17 protein-coding genes are annotated in these 19,403 nt (G+C 35.1%); 2 read left to right on the forward strand and 15 right to left on the reverse strand.

Translation table 11 applies throughout. The annotated features are described in order from the left end of the window. On the forward strand, positions 1 to 154 hold a 154-nt coding region (locus DF281_RS10815), incomplete at its 5' end, for a transposase (RefSeq protein WP_146191504.1). A gap of 85 nt (positions 155 to 239) precedes the next feature. Here the strand turns inward: DF281_RS10815 and DF281_RS10820 are convergent. The 7 genes from DF281_RS10820 to DF281_RS10855 form a co-directional block, all read right to left on the reverse strand. Next, positions 240 to 1,256: a restriction endonuclease gene (locus DF281_RS10820; protein ID WP_109350278.1), complete on the reverse strand. Its 1,017-nt coding sequence runs from the start codon at positions 1,254 to 1,256 to the stop codon at positions 240 to 242. Positions 1,257 to 1,428: 172 nt separating this feature from the next. Next, entirely contained in the window at positions 1,429 to 3,042 is a 1,614-nt protein-coding gene (locus DF281_RS10825; RefSeq protein WP_109350279.1) for a P-loop NTPase family protein, read from the reverse strand. A 224-nt stretch (positions 3,043 to 3,266) separates the two neighbouring features. Further along, a complete protein-coding gene (locus DF281_RS10830) occupies positions 3,267 to 5,045 on the reverse strand; it encodes an ABC transporter ATP-binding protein (RefSeq protein WP_109350280.1) in 1,779 nt (592 codons plus the stop codon). Beyond that, entirely contained in the window at positions 5,035 to 6,774 is a 1,740-nt protein-coding gene (locus tag DF281_RS10835; protein WP_109350281.1) for an ABC transporter ATP-binding protein, read from the reverse strand. The genes DF281_RS10830 and DF281_RS10835 overlap by 11 nt, the downstream gene beginning before the upstream one ends. Positions 6,775 to 7,045: 271 nt before the next feature. Beyond that, the gene (locus tag DF281_RS10845; RefSeq protein WP_109350283.1) at positions 7,046 to 8,272 is read right to left on the reverse strand and encodes a GNAT family N-acetyltransferase; all 1,227 of its coding nucleotides are present in this window, start codon (positions 8,270 to 8,272) and stop codon (positions 7,046 to 7,048) included. 42 nt (positions 8,273 to 8,314) lie between these two features. Further along, a complete protein-coding gene (locus DF281_RS10850) occupies positions 8,315 to 10,213 on the reverse strand; it encodes a thioredoxin domain-containing protein (protein ID WP_109350284.1) in 1,899 nt (632 codons plus the stop codon). 116 nt (positions 10,214 to 10,329) lie between these two features. After that, a complete protein-coding gene (locus DF281_RS10855; RefSeq protein WP_109350285.1) occupies positions 10,330 to 11,175 on the reverse strand; it encodes a YitT family protein in 846 nt (281 codons plus the stop codon). A 169-nt stretch (positions 11,176 to 11,344) separates the two neighbouring features. Here DF281_RS10855 and DF281_RS10860 point away from each other — a divergent pair, with 169 nt between their 5' ends. After that, positions 11,345 to 11,668, forward strand: a complete 324-nt coding sequence (locus DF281_RS10860) for an LPXTG cell wall anchor domain-containing protein (RefSeq protein ID WP_109350286.1) — start codon at positions 11,345 to 11,347, stop codon at positions 11,666 to 11,668. A 123-nt stretch (positions 11,669 to 11,791) separates the two neighbouring features. On the opposite strand, the gene DF281_RS10865 is transcribed toward DF281_RS10860, so the two are convergent. The 8 genes from DF281_RS10865 to DF281_RS10900 form a co-directional block, all read right to left on the reverse strand. Beyond that, a complete protein-coding gene (locus DF281_RS10865; RefSeq protein ID WP_109350287.1) occupies positions 11,792 to 12,154 on the reverse strand; it encodes a hypothetical protein in 363 nt (120 codons plus the stop codon). Between the two features lie 387 nt (positions 12,155 to 12,541). After that, the gene (gene hutG, locus DF281_RS10870) at positions 12,542 to 13,480 is read right to left on the reverse strand and encodes a formimidoylglutamase (RefSeq protein ID WP_109350288.1); all 939 of its coding nucleotides are present in this window, start codon (positions 13,478 to 13,480) and stop codon (positions 12,542 to 12,544) included. Positions 13,481 to 13,541: 61 nt separating this feature from the next. Further along, positions 13,542 to 14,003 (reverse strand): universal stress protein, encoded by a 462-nt coding sequence (locus DF281_RS10875; RefSeq protein ID WP_109350289.1) that lies wholly within the window; start codon positions 14,001 to 14,003, stop codon positions 13,542 to 13,544. A gap of 108 nt (positions 14,004 to 14,111) precedes the next feature. After that, positions 14,112 to 15,854, reverse strand: coding sequence for an assimilatory sulfite reductase (NADPH) hemoprotein subunit (cysI, locus tag DF281_RS10880; RefSeq protein ID WP_109350290.1), 1,743 nt, complete (start codon positions 15,852 to 15,854; stop codon positions 14,112 to 14,114). An 11-nt stretch (positions 15,855 to 15,865) separates the two neighbouring features. Next, entirely contained in the window at positions 15,866 to 17,602 is a 1,737-nt protein-coding gene (locus DF281_RS10885; protein WP_109350291.1) for an assimilatory sulfite reductase (NADPH) flavoprotein subunit, read from the reverse strand. A gap of 20 nt (positions 17,603 to 17,622) precedes the next feature. After that, positions 17,623 to 18,351 carry a sirohydrochlorin chelatase gene (locus DF281_RS10890; RefSeq protein ID WP_109350292.1) on the reverse strand — a complete coding sequence of 243 codons (729 nt, stop codon included), beginning with the start codon at positions 18,349 to 18,351 and terminating at the stop codon, positions 17,623 to 17,625. Between the two features lie 14 nt (positions 18,352 to 18,365). Next, positions 18,366 to 19,118, reverse strand: coding sequence for a uroporphyrinogen-III C-methyltransferase (cobA, locus tag DF281_RS10895; RefSeq protein ID WP_109350293.1), 753 nt, complete (start codon positions 19,116 to 19,118; stop codon positions 18,366 to 18,368). Positions 19,119 to 19,203: 85 nt separating this feature from the next. Then, complete coding sequence (locus DF281_RS10900) at positions 19,204 to 19,362, reverse strand: YezD family protein (protein ID WP_109350294.1); 159 nt, start codon at positions 19,360 to 19,362, stop codon at positions 19,204 to 19,206. Positions 19,363 to 19,403 lie beyond the last annotated feature (41 nt).

Below are 19,403 nucleotides of genomic sequence, written 5' to 3' on the forward strand. Positions count from 1 at the left end.
CTTTCTTTTCCCTTATAACAACGGAAGAATTGAAGGAATTAACAATAAAATCAAAGTCTTAAATCGAGTTGCCTATGGTTACAGGAACTTTGAAAACTATCGCAACCGAATCTATTTACACTTCGCACTAAAAAGAGCGAGCCACGCTTCATAAATGAAAAGTGATCTCGCTCAAACCAATCGATTTTTATTCAATTGAAAACTCTCACCAACGTTATTTGACAAAGAGCCAAAAAGACTTATTCACTAAAGTGAATAAGTCTTTCTTTTTCATACATAGAATATCTTTTCAAATCCGTATCTGTCTTGATTGTGAACTCATCTAAATACTGTGTCCATGCATCCACTTTACTTGAAGTTAAATTCTCTTCAAGCTCTTTCATATTACAGCATTTTATGCGCAACTCATTTGCGAATTGCTCGGCATCATGGTTGATTGATTTCGGGGCTAATATGATTGCTTCTTCGCAATCAAAATAAGCCCTACCCGTTCCAAAACGACTAATGACTTCATGATTCAATCTGCTGTCATCTTTAATAACCATCATAGAAGCTTTAATGCCATCTTTTTTTGCAATCATTGAAACACCAAAACTTTCGAGAGGACGCGTTAACTCAACATCACGATACCCTAAATGTTGAATTAGTTTGGCATAATACAATGTCATTTCATACTCTGTCATAACTTCCACAGGCGTTACTGTCGTTTTTTGCTCTGCGTATTTCTTATGAATCTTTTGTATAAATTCGTTCGCTTGATTTAAACGGAATGAAGCTTGAAATCTCTTTACTGCAAGTGATCGATCTTTTTTTGTTGGTTCTTCAGTGCCAATCGTTTTTGGCAAGCTTTTCAATTTAGAAAATGCATCTTTTACATTATATAGACCTAAACAGACAAAAATAATGGAAAGCATCATCACCCATCCATGCGTCCACATCCATTGATAGGAAGCTCCAACTGCAAGGAAATAAGATCCGACTGAATCAATTTCATTATAAAAAGGTGAAAAAATCCACGGTAAAACTTGAATATATAAAGCAATAATCATCCCTAAAATAATTTGTCTAAGGAATTTTTCTCGTGAGTTTTCAATTTTCTGTGTTGATAATTCTAATTTATTGAGTTTTATTTGGTCTTCCAGTTGAATAATCTCAAGTATATTTTCTTGTGCGCATTCAGGGCAATATAAGACGATTTTCTGTTCTTGAAGAACTTGATTTTGCTCTTTATTATGTATTTCACACATATGTGACATGCTGTCAAAATCTCCTTCAATAAAAAATAAAGTGTCTATGACATATTATAGTCAAAATAGAATTCTATCGCATGAGTTTTTCCTATCACATTTTGTATGAATATACACTCTTTTTGAAGTTATAAAGGACTAAAAAAAAAGAAGGTTACCCCTCCTTTTGAATCAATTGTTTTTATAATGGCATGATGATGTTAATTTTTTCTAATACTTCTTTATAAATCGCTTGTGACTTTTTATCTACTTTATATTTCATCAACTCTGCTCTTTGTTGTAGGAAAGATTGAACATATTGCTGATGATCCATTGGAATTTCTTTGACCATTTCTAAATACATTTTGTTCGACTGTGTTGGTTCAAATTGTTCGATCAATAATTCAATCTCTTTTTTAGCTTCAACAATCACATCAAATGCTTGCAGTCTTTTTGTAGCATTGAACAGTCTAGATAATCGATACTCTATTTGCGTCTTCACTTCTAGAATTTGATTTTCAATTATTAGTAGTTTATTTTGCACCAATTTGAAAATAATATTTTTTACTTCATCAAATTTCAGTAATACTTGCTGTGATGATTGTTGAATTTTTTCAGCAACTTGTTTTTGTGCCTCTGATTCCTCATTTTTGAAGACTTTTCGATATTCAATCACTTCACTACTATATGACTCGTATAAGTTAATAAACTGTTGAACTTCCACTTTTTTCTGCAATTCATTTTCCTTTAAGAAAACGATTAATTGATGAGCGGTTTCTAGTTGTTGAAAACTACCTCGAATTGATTCGTATTGAACATCAAAGATTTTAATTTGCTGTTGAAACTCAGCGCTCATCGACATTAACGACACGCCACTTTCGGAAAACTCTTTTAAAAGCGAGTAAGCTTCCTTATATGGATCTCGGTTTACTAAACTCGTAGACTCAATTGAAAAACGATTAATCCACTTGAATAGTCGATCCATAAGATTTGTTCGGTACATCTCAATTGACTGTTTACTGTCATTGAACATTTGTAGTAATGAATCGAAATTCGATTGCGCGAATTTGGATGAATCATTCTCCACAATCGCCTCTGTCATAAGTGGTAAAGAAACGGTCATTTGTCGCTTACCGTCACATATAATATTGTCGTTAGTTTTAATAAAATGTAAGGATTTAGCGTAATGTTCTAATTTAGCTTGCATCAACTTTTCAGTGGGCGAGTTTTTGAAATCACTATTCAAAATCCACAAAACTGAAGGACATCGATTTAAAAAACTTTCTTTAATAAATAGGTTTTTCTCATAAGATGCCGTATCTAAAAAAGCAAATGACTTTAATAAGTCATGGTTAATTTGAATATCTAAATAATCTAATCCGTCTCGCATCATTTGTGAGCTAAAAGTATCAGATACTGCGAATAATTCAATTTGCTGTGCATCAAAAATTGCGACTTGTCCATCTAAGAAATGCGCTGTTACTTGATCCACTTCACCAAAATGAATGATTGAGTTCACGCGAGATACACCATTAAATTCTGTTGGCATTAAATGGCGATTCAAAATCGTATTAATAAACTGAGATTTCCTTGATTCAGTATCTCCTATTAACAGGACTTTTAGTACAGGGTTCAAATCGGAAATAATTTCTCTTAATTTTTTTGCAGTATGTCTAGTACTAAAGTTTTGATTTAAATGATGTTGAATTGATTCCAACATTGCAATTATTTCATCAGATAAGGTTTGCTCACCTTGATTGTCGGGTTGAATTTTACTTAAATATAGCGTTCCTTCATTATTTTTTTCATTATTCATAAATGACACAAACCTCTTTTCTACTTCTTTAGTATACAATCATTTACAGCAAAACGGTATAATTAATTACTATTTTCCAACAAAAAATCATTACTTACGTCTTTGAAATACATATGATCTTTATGACCTATAAGCAATATTTACTTCATTAATTAATGTCGTATTAATAATATAGAACTATAAAAAAATGGATGCTGAATTTTCTACTCAGCATCCACATTTCTCTATAGTTGATTTTGCATTTCGAAATAGTAACCTTCATTTTCCATCAAACTTTGGTGGTTTCCTTTTTCTATAATATCGCCATTTTTCAAAACGATGATTTGATCTGAAGCTTCGATCGTTTTTAAACGATGCGCAATAACAAATGTCGTTTTATTTTCCATTAAGGCATTTAAACCTTCTTGAATCAATGACTCTGTGCGTGTATCGACTGAAGAAGTTGCCTCATCTAATATTAATAAATCCGCATCTTCAAGTATTGCACGTGCAATCGCAATGAGTTGTCGCTGCCCCTGACTTAAATTCACGCCACCAGGCTGCACAAACTCTTGGTATTGATTTGGCAAATATTTAATAAACTGATGCGCACGAGCAATCGTAGAAGCTTCGATCACCTGTTCTTCTGTCGCTTCTGGATTTCCGAAACGGATATTATCCAATATAGTACCAGAGAATAAGTAAGTATCTTGCAATACGACTGAAATTAATTTTCGCACATCACCAATCTTGTATTGACTTAATGGCTGTCCATCGACAAATATTTCTCCTTCAGTAGGAGAATAGAAACGGCTCAGTAAGTTGATTAATGTCGTTTTACCCGACCCTGTTGGACCAACAACAGCAATCATTTCACCCTTTTTAACATCCAAGTTAATATTCTGTAAAATCATTTTTGAGTCGTTATATGCAAATGATACATTCTCGAATCGAATATCACCTTTTATGCTTTTGAGTGTTTTTTTCTCATGATCTTGAATAAATTCGCTTTTTTCATCAATCATTTCAAAAACTCTTTCAGCACCTGCAATGGCTGACTGTAATGTGTTGAGCAAGTTTGAAATTTGGTTGATTGGTCGGAAAAATTGACGCGAATAAGTCGTGAATGAAGCAAGAAGTCCAATTGTCGCTGGGCCTGTTACAACCATAATTGCACCTGTGCCTATGACAATTGTAAGACCAATATTATTTAAAAAGTTATTCGTCGGTCCAAGAAAACCTGAAGTTATTTCCGCTTTCATCGCAGATTGTCTATATTTTTCATTCATTTTATTAAAATCGCTAATTTTACTTTTTTCAGCATTGAAAAGAGTAATAATCTCTGCACCAGAAATATTTTCTTCGATTTGGCCATTTAAGTTTCCTAAATCCTTCTGTTTCATCGCATAGTTTTTTCCTGATTTTTTGATGATCGCTTTTGATGTATAAAACATAACTGGAATAATAATGACACTCGCAATTGCTAGCTGCCAAGATAAATAAATCATCGCAATACCTGTTCCAACAATCGTTAAGACAGAAGATATGATTTGAACAACACTTTGGCTTAATGCTGTATTTAGATTATCAACATCATTTGTCACACGACTCATTAAATCACCCGTTTGATGTTTATCAAAAAATTCCAGTGGTAATAGTTGAAGCTGATCAAATAATTGCTGCCTCACTTCTTGAATGACGCGCATTGAAATTTTGATCATGTAAAATGTTTGTAGCCACATTAGCAAACTAATCGATAAATAGATGATTCCTAAAATAACGGCATTTTTGATCGTACCATCAATATCTTTCGGCATAATGTATTGATCGACGATTACACCTAAATAATATGGTGCAAATACGGTTAGTACGGATGATAAAATTACCGCTACAACTACAATTGTAAGTTGGATATTATAGTTTCGAACATATTGCCAAATGCGAAATAGCGTTCGTTTTCGATCCTTCGCTTTTGGGGCTGGCCCTGTTGGTCTACCATGACCTCCACCTGGTCTATTCGGCATCTAATACACCCCCTGATTGTTGCTGTAATAAGTATATTTCGCGATATTCTTCGTTTGTGGCCAATAATTCATCATGTGTTCCGATTCCATGAATACGACCATCATCCATCAATATAATTTGATCTGCATGTTGAATTGTTGCGATTTTTGAAGAAACGATGAAAAGTGTTTGTTCTTTGAAATCATTTATTAGATGGTTTTTGATTATCTTCTCTGAAATCGTGTCGACCGCAGATGTAGTATCATCTAAAATGAGTATTTTTGCATCTTTAATAAATGCTCTTGCCATCGCTAAACGCTGTTTCTGTCCACCAGATAGATTTTTTGCGCCAAAGGAAAGTTCATGTTCGACTTGATCATCATATTTCTCAACAAACTCCATCGCATTTGCTTGATCAAGTGCATGATGCATATCTTCCTTCACCGCATTTGGAGAACCAAATTTTAAATTGGATGCAATTGAACCTGCGAATAACAAAGCTTTTTGCGGTGCAAACGCAATTTGTTTTCGCAAACTTTCTAACGTAAAAGATTGAATATCTTTTCCGTCAATTTTGATTTTCCCTTTTGAAACGTCATACAATCTTGGTATAAGTTTAAGAAGCGTCGATTTACCAGTACCGGTCATACCGATAATGCCTACTGTCTCCCCTGCGTTTACATGGAAATTCAATTGATCGACGATGTTTTCTCCATTTTCATTATATGAAAAACTCACATTTTCAAATGTTACATCACCTTTAATATCATGTAAATCTTGCTTTTGATGACGTTCTTCTCCTTCAATATTGAACATTTCATAGACACGATCAAGCGATGGAACTGCTCTCGCTACTTGCATTAAAACCATGACGCTCATCATCAAGCCGCCTATAATTAGGTTCAAATAATTGACGAAAGCTAAAATCACACCGATTTGAATTGCACCAATTTCAACTTGAATTACCCCGATCCACAATGCCGCAACGATTCCTAAATTGACAATCCACATTGTTAATGGATTTAAAAACCCCATAACCATATTGGCGTTTTGATTTAATTTTGTTAATTTTTTATTGATTTGTAAAAATTTATCCATCTGCTCCTTCATTCGATGGAATGCTTTTATTACTCGAATACCAGCCAAGTTCTCTGATAACATCTCATTCACTCGGTCGACCGATTGCTGTACTTTTCGAAAAATCTTACCCGAATAAATCGTAAATGTGATAATTAAAATCATCAAGATTGGAACGATTACGAGTAAAATATTGAAAAGTTCACGCGCTGTGAACCAAACAATAATAACTGCTCCAATGAACATTAATGGCCCACGAACGAATATTCGTAAAAGCATCATTAGCGCTCTTTGAATCATTTCAACATCGCTCGTCATAATCGTAATGAGTTTCCCTGTGCCTACTTCATCTCGCTTTTTAGTTGAGAAATAACTCATCACTTCATATAAATCTTTTCTTAAATCTGTCGCAACATGGACACCCACTTTGGAGCTGAAATAAATGCATCCAAGTCCTCCACCTAAGCCAATAATTGCTAAAACTATCATTATAATCGCATAACTAATAACTATACTCATATCATTTTTTGCGATACCTTCATCAATTATAAATTGCATGATTGTTGGTTGTAAGAGATCCATAAAAACTTCGATCACCATTAATAATGGCGCTAAAATTGTAATCCATATGTATGGTTTTATATATTGCATCAAATGTTTTATTGCTTTCATTCATTCACAATCCTTTCTTAATTATACGAAAACATATACTAACAATAGCGTATTTACTAAAGGAATGACAGAAATTAGAACTACGTAATTGCCTGTTCTTCACTTAAAAAACTTCGTTGATTTTGTCATTTCGTCCATATTCATTAAACTTATTTCAAAAATAAATGGGCAAGTTTTGAATTCGACCTTACTGTATTTCCAAAAATTGAGCAAAAAAAGATGAACTGCACATAAGCGCAATCCATCTCTTAGTAAAAATTTTATTTGATTGTCAGAAATAATCGATGAAACAAGGTACATTGTTCGGAATTAACTCCTCAAACAAGTCGATTTCATCCTCATTTTCAACAACAAGTCGTTCAATACTATATAAATACTGTGGTCTTAAATACCCTAACATCATCGTAGTAAGCGTTTGAATTGTAACACTTGGAATAGTTTCATCAAGTTCATCACTTAGTTTTGAAATATTTACTTCGCCATTTACACTTGAGATTTCAAATGTACCATGATTCCATGCAGCTAAAGGATCATCAATTGAAAGTCGAACGGAAAAGTCAGATTTATTGAATGGGAATTGCTTCATGAACATTTCCACATCAACAATTCGAGCCATGAAGTATGGTGATAAACTCTGCTTAATCTCACTATCTTGCATTAAGAATGCGATTGCTTCTGTACCACCTGTTTTACCGAAAACATGGTAAACCATCGATTTATGGGCATGAATGAAGTTCCATAAACCTTTTCTCGCTTCATTCGTTAAATAGACTAATTCATCGACATAGAAGTTTTCTTCCATAATACGATAGAATAAGTAGCCAACTGGCTCATCATTTTCTGAATCATAGTAAACCGCTGCTTGAAGTTGCGCATCGCTACCTTCAAACTTTTCTTCCCAATAACTTTCTTGAAATTTCTCGTTCCATGCGATTGCATTACGCACCATCGCACCATGTGTTTGTTTTGAATAAAGTGTATAAATATTTTTGACATCTTCATGACCGACTTGCACACGTCGTACTTGACCTTCGATATTTTGGTAACGTGGCATTTGCGTGTCTTTCATTTGATATTCCACAATATCACTTATGATTTCAAAACCCTTATTACGATAATAAGGAATTGAGTACGGGAATAAGTAGGAAATTGATTGACCTTCACTTCTCATATTACTTAAACTTTTCAAAATAAGTCGATGCATTAGTCCGTGACTCGCATATTCTGGATAAGTACCAACCGCAGTTAAGCCACCCATGTCATAAATATGACCATGAATATTCACTTGGAATGGTAAATTTAAAATCTGTGATACAAGTTGATCACGATCAAACCATCCCATTGCTGTGCCTTCCTGGAATTGTTTAGACTTGGCATTCACGAATAAACGGTCTTTATGAATCGACACATTTACTTGAAAGACATAATTTAAAAGTTTAATAAATTGGTCCATTTCCTCTATTTTAATTTCTCGTAACTCTAGTTCTTGCTTAGGCATTTTTCCACTCCTCTAATTTTTAAAAAACATATACCTATTTCATTATAGCATGTCTAATACTTCATCCGTAGAGAAACGCAAGGTCGAGCAGTGATCCTTTTTACATTGTTGGAAAGAAAATGTCGGAGCAACTGTTGTTTTCCACGTATCAAACGGTCTAAACTGACTTCCTAATTTGCGAATGACTTCATCTGATTGTCCTGCCATTTTGAAATCATTATAATCAGCTTTCAACATAAGATCTAATTGAAGTAATGTAAGGGTAGAAGAAGGGTATGTCATACTATCTTTCGAAAAAACAGCTAACTGTTGATTCGCGATTTTTTCAAAATAAAAATTTTCAGATAATCTTGCTAATTTAAAAAACTCAACTGCAAGTACACTATTACCAGTCGGCATTACTCCATCTAAAACAGGCTTCGGATTTATAATTAATTTTTCATGCTGATCGGATACAAATGAAAATCCGCCACTTTCGGAAGTGAAATGTTCGATCACATAGTTCGACCAGTCAATGGATTGTTGTAGATAGTATTCTTTCTGTGTTGCTAGATAAAGTTCATTTAACGCTTGAATGACGAAACTATAATCATCTAAAAATGCTTCTTCTTTTTGTGCATCAGTCATCATAATTTTGCCATTCGCAATTGATTGCTGTAGCATTTGTTTCATTAATTCTTCTGCTTTTGCAATCAGGCTCTCATCTTCAAGTGCCGCTCCTACTTTGCAAAACGCAGTTATACATAGCGCATTCCAAGAAGTGATGCATTTTTCATCTTTATGAAGTGCTGGTCTTGAATCTCGAATAGTTTTTAATGCCTGAATTTCTTTTTCATATTGATTCATAAACTGTTCGAATTGCTCATTTTCAATCAAATGAATTACATATTTACCTTCTAAATGAGGCCCTTCAGTTAATCCGAAATCCTGTCTACAGCTTTCTTCAACAGCATCGAGTGGCCATAAATAATAATCGCCTTCAACGCCATCAGAATCTGCATCGATTGCACTATAATACATACCCGGTTGTCCAAGCATTTCCTCATCTAAAAACCGAATTATTTGAAGCATAATATTTTTATATAATGGCTTTTTCGTAATTTGGTAAAGTTCAGCAAGAATCATTAAAAACTGCGCCTGATCATAAAGCATTTTTTCAAAATGAGGAACTTTCCATTGCTGGTCAGTTGAATAGCGGCAAATACCCCCGCCAATATGATCATAAATTCCACCACGGTATATTTGCGTTACCGTTTTCTCAACTAAATATAATGATTGCTCATCGTCATGCGCTGCATAGTACCGCAATAAAAAGCTCAATTGTGGGATATTAGGGAATTTAGGTGCCTGTCCAAAACCGCCGTAAATACCATCAAAATGCTGTGCTAATGTGTGTTGGGCAGCATGAACAATACTTTCATTTCTCTCTACTTGAGGTAAGGTATTTTGCGCAACTAGGCCATTGCGAATGCCTTCACCAATTTGAAGTATACGATCCGGCTGTTCTTTAAATACTTTTGTCATATAGTTTAAAGTATCGAGCATACCTGGTTGCTTTCCTTGGCTATATTTCGGAAAATACATGCCCGCATGAAAAGGCAGTTGATCGGCTGTCATAAAAATTGAAAGTGGCCATCCACCCGCTCCGGTAAGCATTTGGCAAACATTCATGTAAATTTGATCAATATCCGGTCTTTCCTCACGATCCACTTTGATTGAGATGAAATCTTGATTTAATAATGCTGCTACTTCCTCATCCTCAAAACAATCTTCTGCCATACGATGACACCAGTGGCAAGTCGAATAGCCGATACTTAAAAAGATCGGCTTGTTCTGCTCTTTAGCAGCCGCGAACGCTTCTTCTCCCCACGGATACCAATCGATTGGGTTTTCTGCATGTTGTTGTAAGTAGGGTGACGATTCTTTCGCCAGTCGATTCATATATAGTTCTCCTTTGATTCAATCCGTTTTAAGTTCATTCTTAGTTTACCATGAATCTGTCAACAGTTAAAAAAAGCATCTCCCCTCCAATTATGAAAGGAAAATGCTTGCATCATTTATCTTTTGTAATCTTTTGGTAAGGAGAATCCTCTGCCCATAATATCTGACGCATTTAGGAAGATGACGAATGAATCTGTCTCGGTTGTTTGAAGCAATTCCTTTAAATAAACTGCTTCTGATTGTTCCAAAACGCTAAATAGCAAAGCTTTCTGTTTTTTAGAATAACCACCTTCAGACCAGATCTTCGTAAAACCACGATTGATTTCCTCATGGATTAATTTCTTCACTTCTTCTTCATGATCCGTGACGATTAGCACAAGTTTAGATGATGATGTACGTAGTTGTACAAGGTCAATCACTTTACTCGTAATGAAGATTGCGATCATCGCGTATAATGCTAATTCTAAATTGAAAACAAACATCGCAGCGATCACGACTACCGCATCAATTAATAATTGCGCAAATCCACTTGAGAACCTGAAATACTTTTTGATTAACTGCCCGATAATTGTTGTACCACCTGTCGAACCATTCCCTCTAAACACAAGACCTAGTCCAAGACCCGTTAGAATACCACCATAGATGGAAGCTAACATCGGATCCTTTACTGCGAATGGTAAATGAGCTGTCGCAGCAATCGCTAATGGCAGCATGATTGTTCCTACAAGCGTTTTAATACTGAAACTTTTACCTAATAAGAAATAGCCTAAAAAGAATAATGGAATATTGATCGTCAATTGAACAATTGTCGGATTCCAATGATATAGTTCATATAAAATGGTACTCATCCCTACGACCCCACCAGACGCTAATTTTGCTGGTAGTAAAAACGCATTAAATGAAATACTTAAAATCAATACCCCTATTGATAGCAATATGTAAGAACGAACTTCTTTTCCCATCGTAATACCTCACTTTTTATTCACTCTACTTGCATTTTACAAAGTCGGAGCGAACATAACAACCTATGTAAAATATGTTCCTTAATTCAGTTTCATTAGGTCATTTTACTTTTATTACTAGTTTTTTTCTATAGAGAAAAGGTATTAGTATTATGAATGGGGGTTTTGTATGCGCTACTTAATGGTATTGTTTGTAGTGTTTTTTTCGCTCACGACACATGTCTACGCTGAAGAACAATCACGTTCCACTTCACTCGGCACAGGGTTACCTACCTTAAAAACGAAGTATGAACGCAAAGAGTTAACACCTATATCTAAGAAAGAGAATATGGAAATTGAGTCCGAAGAAATTATTGTGCCAATGTCCACAAAGAATTCGATGACCACTTTACCACAGACTTCAAGTACTTATTATATTTTCTCAACAGTGGGCTTAATTTTAGTCGCATTATCAACTTTATTCATCGTAAAAAGGAAACGTCAGAATGAATGAACTACCTTATTCAGATTAGACATAACAATAAAGCATGATCATGAGCATACCAGCCCATAGATCATGCTTTTTGTGATTGTTGGTTCAGTCCTAAAACTTACTGCACTACTTCATAATATAGCTCTAATCTTCTACATGTTCCACACGATCTTCATCAGTATATGATTCTAACTTTATTTGATTATTTTTAGTTCGATAATACGCATAAATGTTAGAATCCCCTTTTATTTTTACATCAACTAAATACTTTTTATCTCCTTGTAACTTTGAATAATAGGCGCCACCTGTTAGATCATTTTCACTTACTTTTTTCTCTTTCATTACATATTCAAATACATCTTCTTCAAGAGTTTTCATTTTATATTTATTATAAGCAAATGTAGATGCAATGACTAAAATCAATAGTATGACAAAAAGCAAAATAACTTTATATTTCTTACTAATTTTTAAACACTCCTTTAAATTTTCCACTAATTCGAAATTCATTACAAAATAATACTCTTTTAAATCAATTATATGAGCTTTTTCTAGTGAAATTGAAACTTATAATCCACCTTTACTTCCTCAAAATTAATAACATGGTCGTAAGTTTGTAAACTACTTTTCTTTCCCCACCGATCGCAAACCCATTCTAGTATTTTTTATTTTTTCAAAAATGAAATTGTTGTCCAAGTAACTATCAATAACGTACTTGATCCTGCAAAAACTCAAAAAAACAATTCCCTTTCAACGCAACAAATTTAACATTTATTTCTTTTTTGTCAATTTTCGTATTCGATCTAACGACAGAAATTACTTATATGAGATGATCATAAAGCCTTCAACAATTTCACGACTCCTGAAATTGTTGAAGGTTTATTATTTTCTTTTCATTCAACCATTTAATAATGTCATGATTACTTCATTCGTTAATTGGGCAGCCAGTTTCTCCGTTCGATGATTTGAATCGAGTTTCGGATTCACTTCACAAATGCTAAAGGTTTTTGCAGCTGGTTGTCTCATCGTCAATTGCAAAATTTCTCTCACTTGCTTAGGTTCTAAGCCATATGGAGATGCCGTATTTACACCAGGTGCATATGCGACATTCAGTACATCCATACATAGCGTGACGATTAATGTATCGCATTTTTGTGCAAAATCATCAATGGTCATTTGCAGTTCTGCTCTCGACAATCCATCTTCACAAATATACTGCACGCCATATGCATCGGCTCTTTTAAATAACTCGGAAGTATTACTATATCGCCCTACACCACATGCTAAATACAAAGCTTGCTCATCTTCGTCAAGAATTTGTTTGAACATAGTGCCTGAATTTGCTTGATGTGAATACTCATGCAAATCAAAATGCGTATCAATATTAATGAGTCCGATTATTTTATCAGATCCAATGGCATTTCGTACGCCTAAATAATGTCCGAATAGCGCTTCATGTCCGCCGCCTAAAATCACGACATTCTTATAGGTATTACTTAATTTTGAAACTTTTTCGCCTAGCAATTCTTGTATTTCTAAAAGGGATTCATTTTTTCGCGTAATATTTCCGAAATCCAATAGCTTTGCTTCTGGATTATTAGCTCTCCACGGAATATTACCCAATGATTGGCGGATTAGATCCGGTGCAGTACTAGAACCAACTTTGCCATTATTCAAGCGAACACCTTCATCACACTCGAACCCAATTAGCGCTACCGTTTGCTCATCATTTAAGCTTTCTGCCATCGTTTGTTGGAACTTAATAATTTGATGATATCTCAAATTATCCTGCGTGATCGGCTCATCCACTCTACCTGTCCATACACTTTCCTTCATAATAATTCTCCTTCTTAAAAGCCTCCCTAATCAATTTTCAGTAATTAGGAAGGCAGGTATATTATTTATGTTGTTCTAATTCTTCAGGTGCATATTTAGGAAATGTTAATACTGGAATATGTGATTTTGATTGAACCGTACGACTTACGCTCGATACGAACTCTCTTAAACCACTGAATCCGCGATTACCAATGACGATTAAATCAGCTTCTGAATCTCTCGCATGATCCAATATAGCATTCGCAGGGCTACAATTGTAGACGAATCCTTCTACTTTATTCGGAAGATCATTAAATTTCAACTTCCCTTTAGTAATAATAGTTTCGGCGTGACTTTCCATCGCTTCAGCACCATCATCTACACCTGTTTTATAAGGTGTCGCATTTTCAATTCTCTCTTCATAAGAGTAAATTAAATCTAATTGAATCTCGCCACTTAGCTCGAGAATTCCGTGAACATAGTCTAATAAATCATTTGATAAATCTGTATCATTATACGCTACGACAATTTTTTTGGCAAACATAAAAATACCTCATTTCAACTAAAGATTTACACTATTTGTATATCTCTATAATGCTCCGAAAATTGGAAAATGTCCAATGTATACACGTACATTCATAATTTATCCAATTTATAGACTTAAATTTGTCATTTTTTCGTGAAAATTAACGCCATCAGTTGTAGCTTTTACATATCCAGCTCGAATTGTGAAATCTCCAAAATGCTCTTCTTCCAGTCTTTCTTTCGCATAATGCGGAATAATGATATTTAACTGCTCCAAAATTTGTTCTTCATTAATGTTTTCTTTAAAAATTTTATTTAAGCGCTCGCCATTAAAAGCCGCACCTAGATACATATTATATTTCCCCGGCCCTTTTCCGATAAAACCAATTTCTCCAATTGCCGCACGTGAACAACCATTGGGGCATCCCGACATCCGAATATTTATCGCTTCATCTCTTAAGCCAACTCGATCCAGTATTTCCTCGATTTTCGTAATAAGTGAAGGTAAATATCTTTCGGCTTCCGCCATCGCTAAGCCACATGTCGGCATCGATACACAGGCAATTGAATTTCTTCGTAATGCCGAATACATTTTTCCATCTGTTAAATGATACTTTTCAATTAGTTGTTCGATCACTACTTTATTACTTGCTTCAATGTTCGCAATGACTAAGTTTTGATTCGGTGTCATGAGGAAATTCCCACTATGCACTTTTGCGATTTCTCTTAATCCAGTCATCAATGGATAGTTATCAAAATCCTTTACACGACCGTTTTGAATAAATAATGTGAAATGCCAATTTCCTTTTTCATCTTCTAACCAGCCGTATCGATCGCCGTTATGTTCAAAGTGGAATTTCTTCGCTTCTTCTAATTTGAAGCCAATTCTTTGTTCAAGTTCTTTTTCAAACCAATCGAGTCCATTATGATCGATCGTATATTTGAATCGTGCATTTTTACGTTCAATTCGATTGCCGTAATCACGTTGAATTGTCACGATTTTTTCAACTGTTAAAAGTAGTTGATCTGGTGTCACAAATCCAATTAATCGCCCAAGTTGAGGATAGGTTTCATCATCACCATGTGTCATACCCATACCACCGCCAACCGTTAGATTGAATCCAAGAAGTTGCTCATTTTCAATAATAGCGATTAAGCCAATATCTTGAGAATAAATATCGGTATCATTACTTGGTGGAATTGCGATGCCGATTTTGAATTTTCGCGGTAAATATAATTCTCCATAGATTGGTTCTGTTTCATCAACTTGAGGTGTCGTATGTACTTTTTCACCATCCAGCCAAATTTCGTGATAGGCTTGCGTTTTCGGCAATAAATGTTCACTAACTTTCACTGACCAATCATACACTTCTTGATGTACTTTCGAATGCGCTGGAATAACATTACACATGACATTTCGATTCACGTCTCCACAAGCCGCTAAAGAATCTAATAACACACGATTCATTTCTTGCATATACGATTTCACATTCCATTTCAAAATGCCATGTAATTGGAATGCTTGTCGCGTTGTAAGCTTAAGTGTGCCATTACCGTATTGATGTGCCATTCGATCCATCATGAGCCATTGCTCACTCGTTGCAGCTCCACCTGGTGTACGAACGCGAATCATAAATTGATAAGATGGTTCGAGTTTTTTCTTTTGACGCTCATCTCGTTCATCGCGATTATCTTGCATATAGCTGCCGTGGAATTTAATGAGGTTTTGGTCTGCTGAACCGATTGATCCGGTAACTGGATTTTTCATCGATTGTTCAAGCGTACCACGTAAATAATTACTTTCTGCTTTAATGCCCTCATTGACTGCGGGTGTTCCTTGTTGTTTTGGTAATTTAATTTTCTCTGTCATCAATAGCCCTCCTAGTAAACATCTCTTAAAAATCTCTTATTGTTTTTCAAGTCATTTAAATACGCTGCCGCTGCGAATTCATCTAAATTCCCTTCGTTTGCGATGACCATTTTAATTGCTTGTTCCACATCCTTCGCCATATGCTTCTCATCACCACAAATATAAACGAATGCGCCATTTTCTAACCAATTGAAGAACTCTTCACTACTTTCCTCAATGCGATGTTGCACATAGATTTTCTCCTCTTGATCCCTTGAAAAAGCGAGTGAAAGTTTACTTAAATTCCCTTCTCTTAAATGACGCTGCCACTCAACTTGATAAAGGAAATCTGTAACAAAATGTTGTTCACCGAAAAATAGCCAACTTTCTCCATTTGCAGCCGTTTCTTCACGTTGTTCTATAAATGCTCTATATGGTGCAACACCCGTTCCAGCGCCAATCATAATGATTTTTTCATCATCTGCTGGTAATCGGAAATCGTCGTTTTTTTGAATGAAAATCGGTAATTCATCCCCAATTTCAATCGAGTGAGCAATCATACCTGAAGTGACTCCGAAACGATCTTCATCACCTAATTCGTATTGAACAAGTCCCACTGTAATATGTAACTCCTCTGGATTCGCTTCATAACTACTCGCAATTGAATAAAGTCTAGCTGGTAATTTGCGCAATGTATCGACAAGTTTCTGCGCATCAATTTTCAGATTTTCAGCACGTAATAAATCAACAATATTTCTCCCTCGACGCCATTCTTTATCATATTTTTCTTCAGAAACCTCAAGTTTTTCTAAAATCGCATTTGATAAAGTTGTTAAATCGAGTTGATTCGTCAATACATCGATTAATGCAATTTCTTCATTTTTAAATTGAACGGAATCAACTTCTTTAGCTTGTAGCCATTGCATCAGTTCTGATACTAATTTCGCATTATTTTGTGGTAGAATGCCAACGCAATCTCCTACTTCAAACTGAATGCCCGAATCTTCAATCGATAATTCGACATGATAGGTTTCCTTATTTGAACCAGTCATATTCAAATTAATTTTCTCTAGTACTTTCGCATAATATGGCTTTGTTTTCGAATAGTCATTTTCTGAAGTAAACTGCGCCGCTTCTTTTGGCGATTCAAATGAAATACCGCTATTTTTCAATAAAGCACTTTGAACACTTTGAAACCATTGATCCGCATCTTCTTCGTAATCTAAATCACAGTTTTGTCTCTCGACAATTTTTTTAGCACCTAATTCGAATAATCGCTGATCAAAATCGATTGCTGTTTGGCAAAATAAATCATACGAAGTATCGCCCAAACCTAGCACTGCATAATTCGTATTTTCTAATTTAGGAGCGCGTGCGGAATGGAGATAGTCATAAAATGATTTCGCTTGATCTGGCGCTTCTCCTTCACCTTGGGTACTCGTAATAATGAGGAGATTCTCTGTTTTCTTCAGTTTCTTTGTTGGGAAATCTCCTAATGAAGCGATTTCCACTTGAATATTATTTTGCTGAAGTTCCATGAAATATTTTTCTGCTAATTTCTTTGCATTCCCTGTTTGAGATCCGTACAGCACTGTAGCTTGAATCGTTTTAATCTCGTTCGTTACTTGTTCAACTTCCGCCACGAATGATGTCCCACTTAAAAAGCCATTTAACCAAATTTTTTGCTCTGCTGATAGCTTTGGTAGTAGCTCGTTAATTAGACGAACTTGATCTTGTGAAAAAGGACTATTCTTAACATTTAATGACATTATTACACCTCATTTTATTTTTATACTGCTTTTTCATTCATCGTAATTAAATAATTTCTTAAAATATTTTCTTTAAACGCGATTAACGCCGTGTCGAACTCCCCAAGTAGCGGTGAAATCGACAAGTGTCCGCTGCTGCTTACTAACTTTTCAAGATTTTTAGAAAGTAACCCAGGAAAGAGTAAGTAAGGGATGAGTACGATTTTTTCATTTTCATACTTTTGTAAAACATGAGAGAGGGAAGGTCCGCTCCCATATAGAAAAGCGACATCAATATTTCGGATTGATGTTCGAAACTTTACACGATTGGCAATTTCGGCAAACTGTAACTCAATAGATGGATCAGAACTGCCTCTGCTAACTAAAATATATTGCGTTGCTTTGAAATCACTCATGCGCTCAATTTGCTGGCAAACCGTCTCAATTAATAGCTTTTGGATGCCGATTGCCTGTTTAATCATGATGTCAATATGCGGGTATTTTTCCTCAATAGTCGACACCAGTAAGGGTATATCTTTTTTATTATGCTGCGCCGAAAAAAGTAAAATTGGAATAACCGTAATCCGAGTAGCTCCTGCTTCAATACATTTTTCCAACCCTTGTGGAATTGTTGGTGCGCAAATTTCTATAAAGGCTATTTCTTGCATTACATTAGGCATGATTTTTTGTATATTTCGAATGAATTGACGTGACTTTTCTTCTCCAATTTCCACTCTTGTGCCATGTGCAACATAGAGAATTGCTTCCATTGCATTCCCTCCTTTTAAACGAGTGCTAATTCTTTAAACCAACTAATTTTTTCATGCATTTTTACAACTTTACCAACAATAATCATGCTCGGGTTTTCAATTTTTTCTGCTTGTACGACTTGAATAATTGTCGACAAAGTACCGGTCACTGTTCGCTGTTTACCATATGTTCCCCAATTGACAAGTGCCACGGGTGTTTCTTCATTTTTGCCATATAAAAGTAATTGGGATACGATATACGGCAAATTTTGCACGCCCATATAAATTGCTAAAGTGTCGACACCTTGCGCAAGATTCTTCCATTTGATTGCATCTTCTTCCTCATTTTTCATATGACCTGTAACAATCGCAAAACTTGAACTTAATTCCCGATGTGTCACTGGAATGCCCGCATATGCAGCTGCCGCAATACCTGATGTAATTCCTGGCACTATTTCAAATGGAATGCCTGCGTCCGCAAGAACTTCTGCTTCTTCCGCCCCACGACCGAAGACAAATGGATCGCCTCCTTTTAAACGTAGTACCTTTAACCCTTTTAATGCGTATTTTACGAGTTGCTCATTAATTTCCTGTTGGATTAATGCATGTTGCTTCGGTTTTTTACCGCAATAGATTAAAATCGCATTTTCGCTTGCTTCTCTTAATAACTCCTCATTAATTAAACGATCATATAAAATCACATCCGCATTTTGAATTGCTTTTAATGCCTTCACCGTAATTAATTCCAAATCACCAGGTCCTGCTCCTGCAATAATCACTTTCTCCATAAAATCCCTCCATATAAAAAAGCTCCTACTTAATGAGTAAATCCATTAAATAAGAGCCTCTAGTTTTCTAGTCAGCTAGTATGTATTATTTTGTCGGTTGTTTTTTCGTAAATCGATGTTTTTCAAGTCGATTAATCTGAACGATTTTTCCATCTTGAATCGTAATTTGAACTTCACCAAATTGAATTTCTTTAATGGCTTTTTCAATTACTTGTAGATGCTGTGCTTCAATTGTTGATGTCATGGAATCACCTCACTTTTAATCCATAGTAAACTTATTGGAAT

Origin of the sequence: Kurthia zopfii (assembly GCF_003143955.1) — a bacterium.
GTDB lineage: Bacteria > Bacillota > Bacilli > Bacillales_A > Planococcaceae > Kurthia > Kurthia zopfii.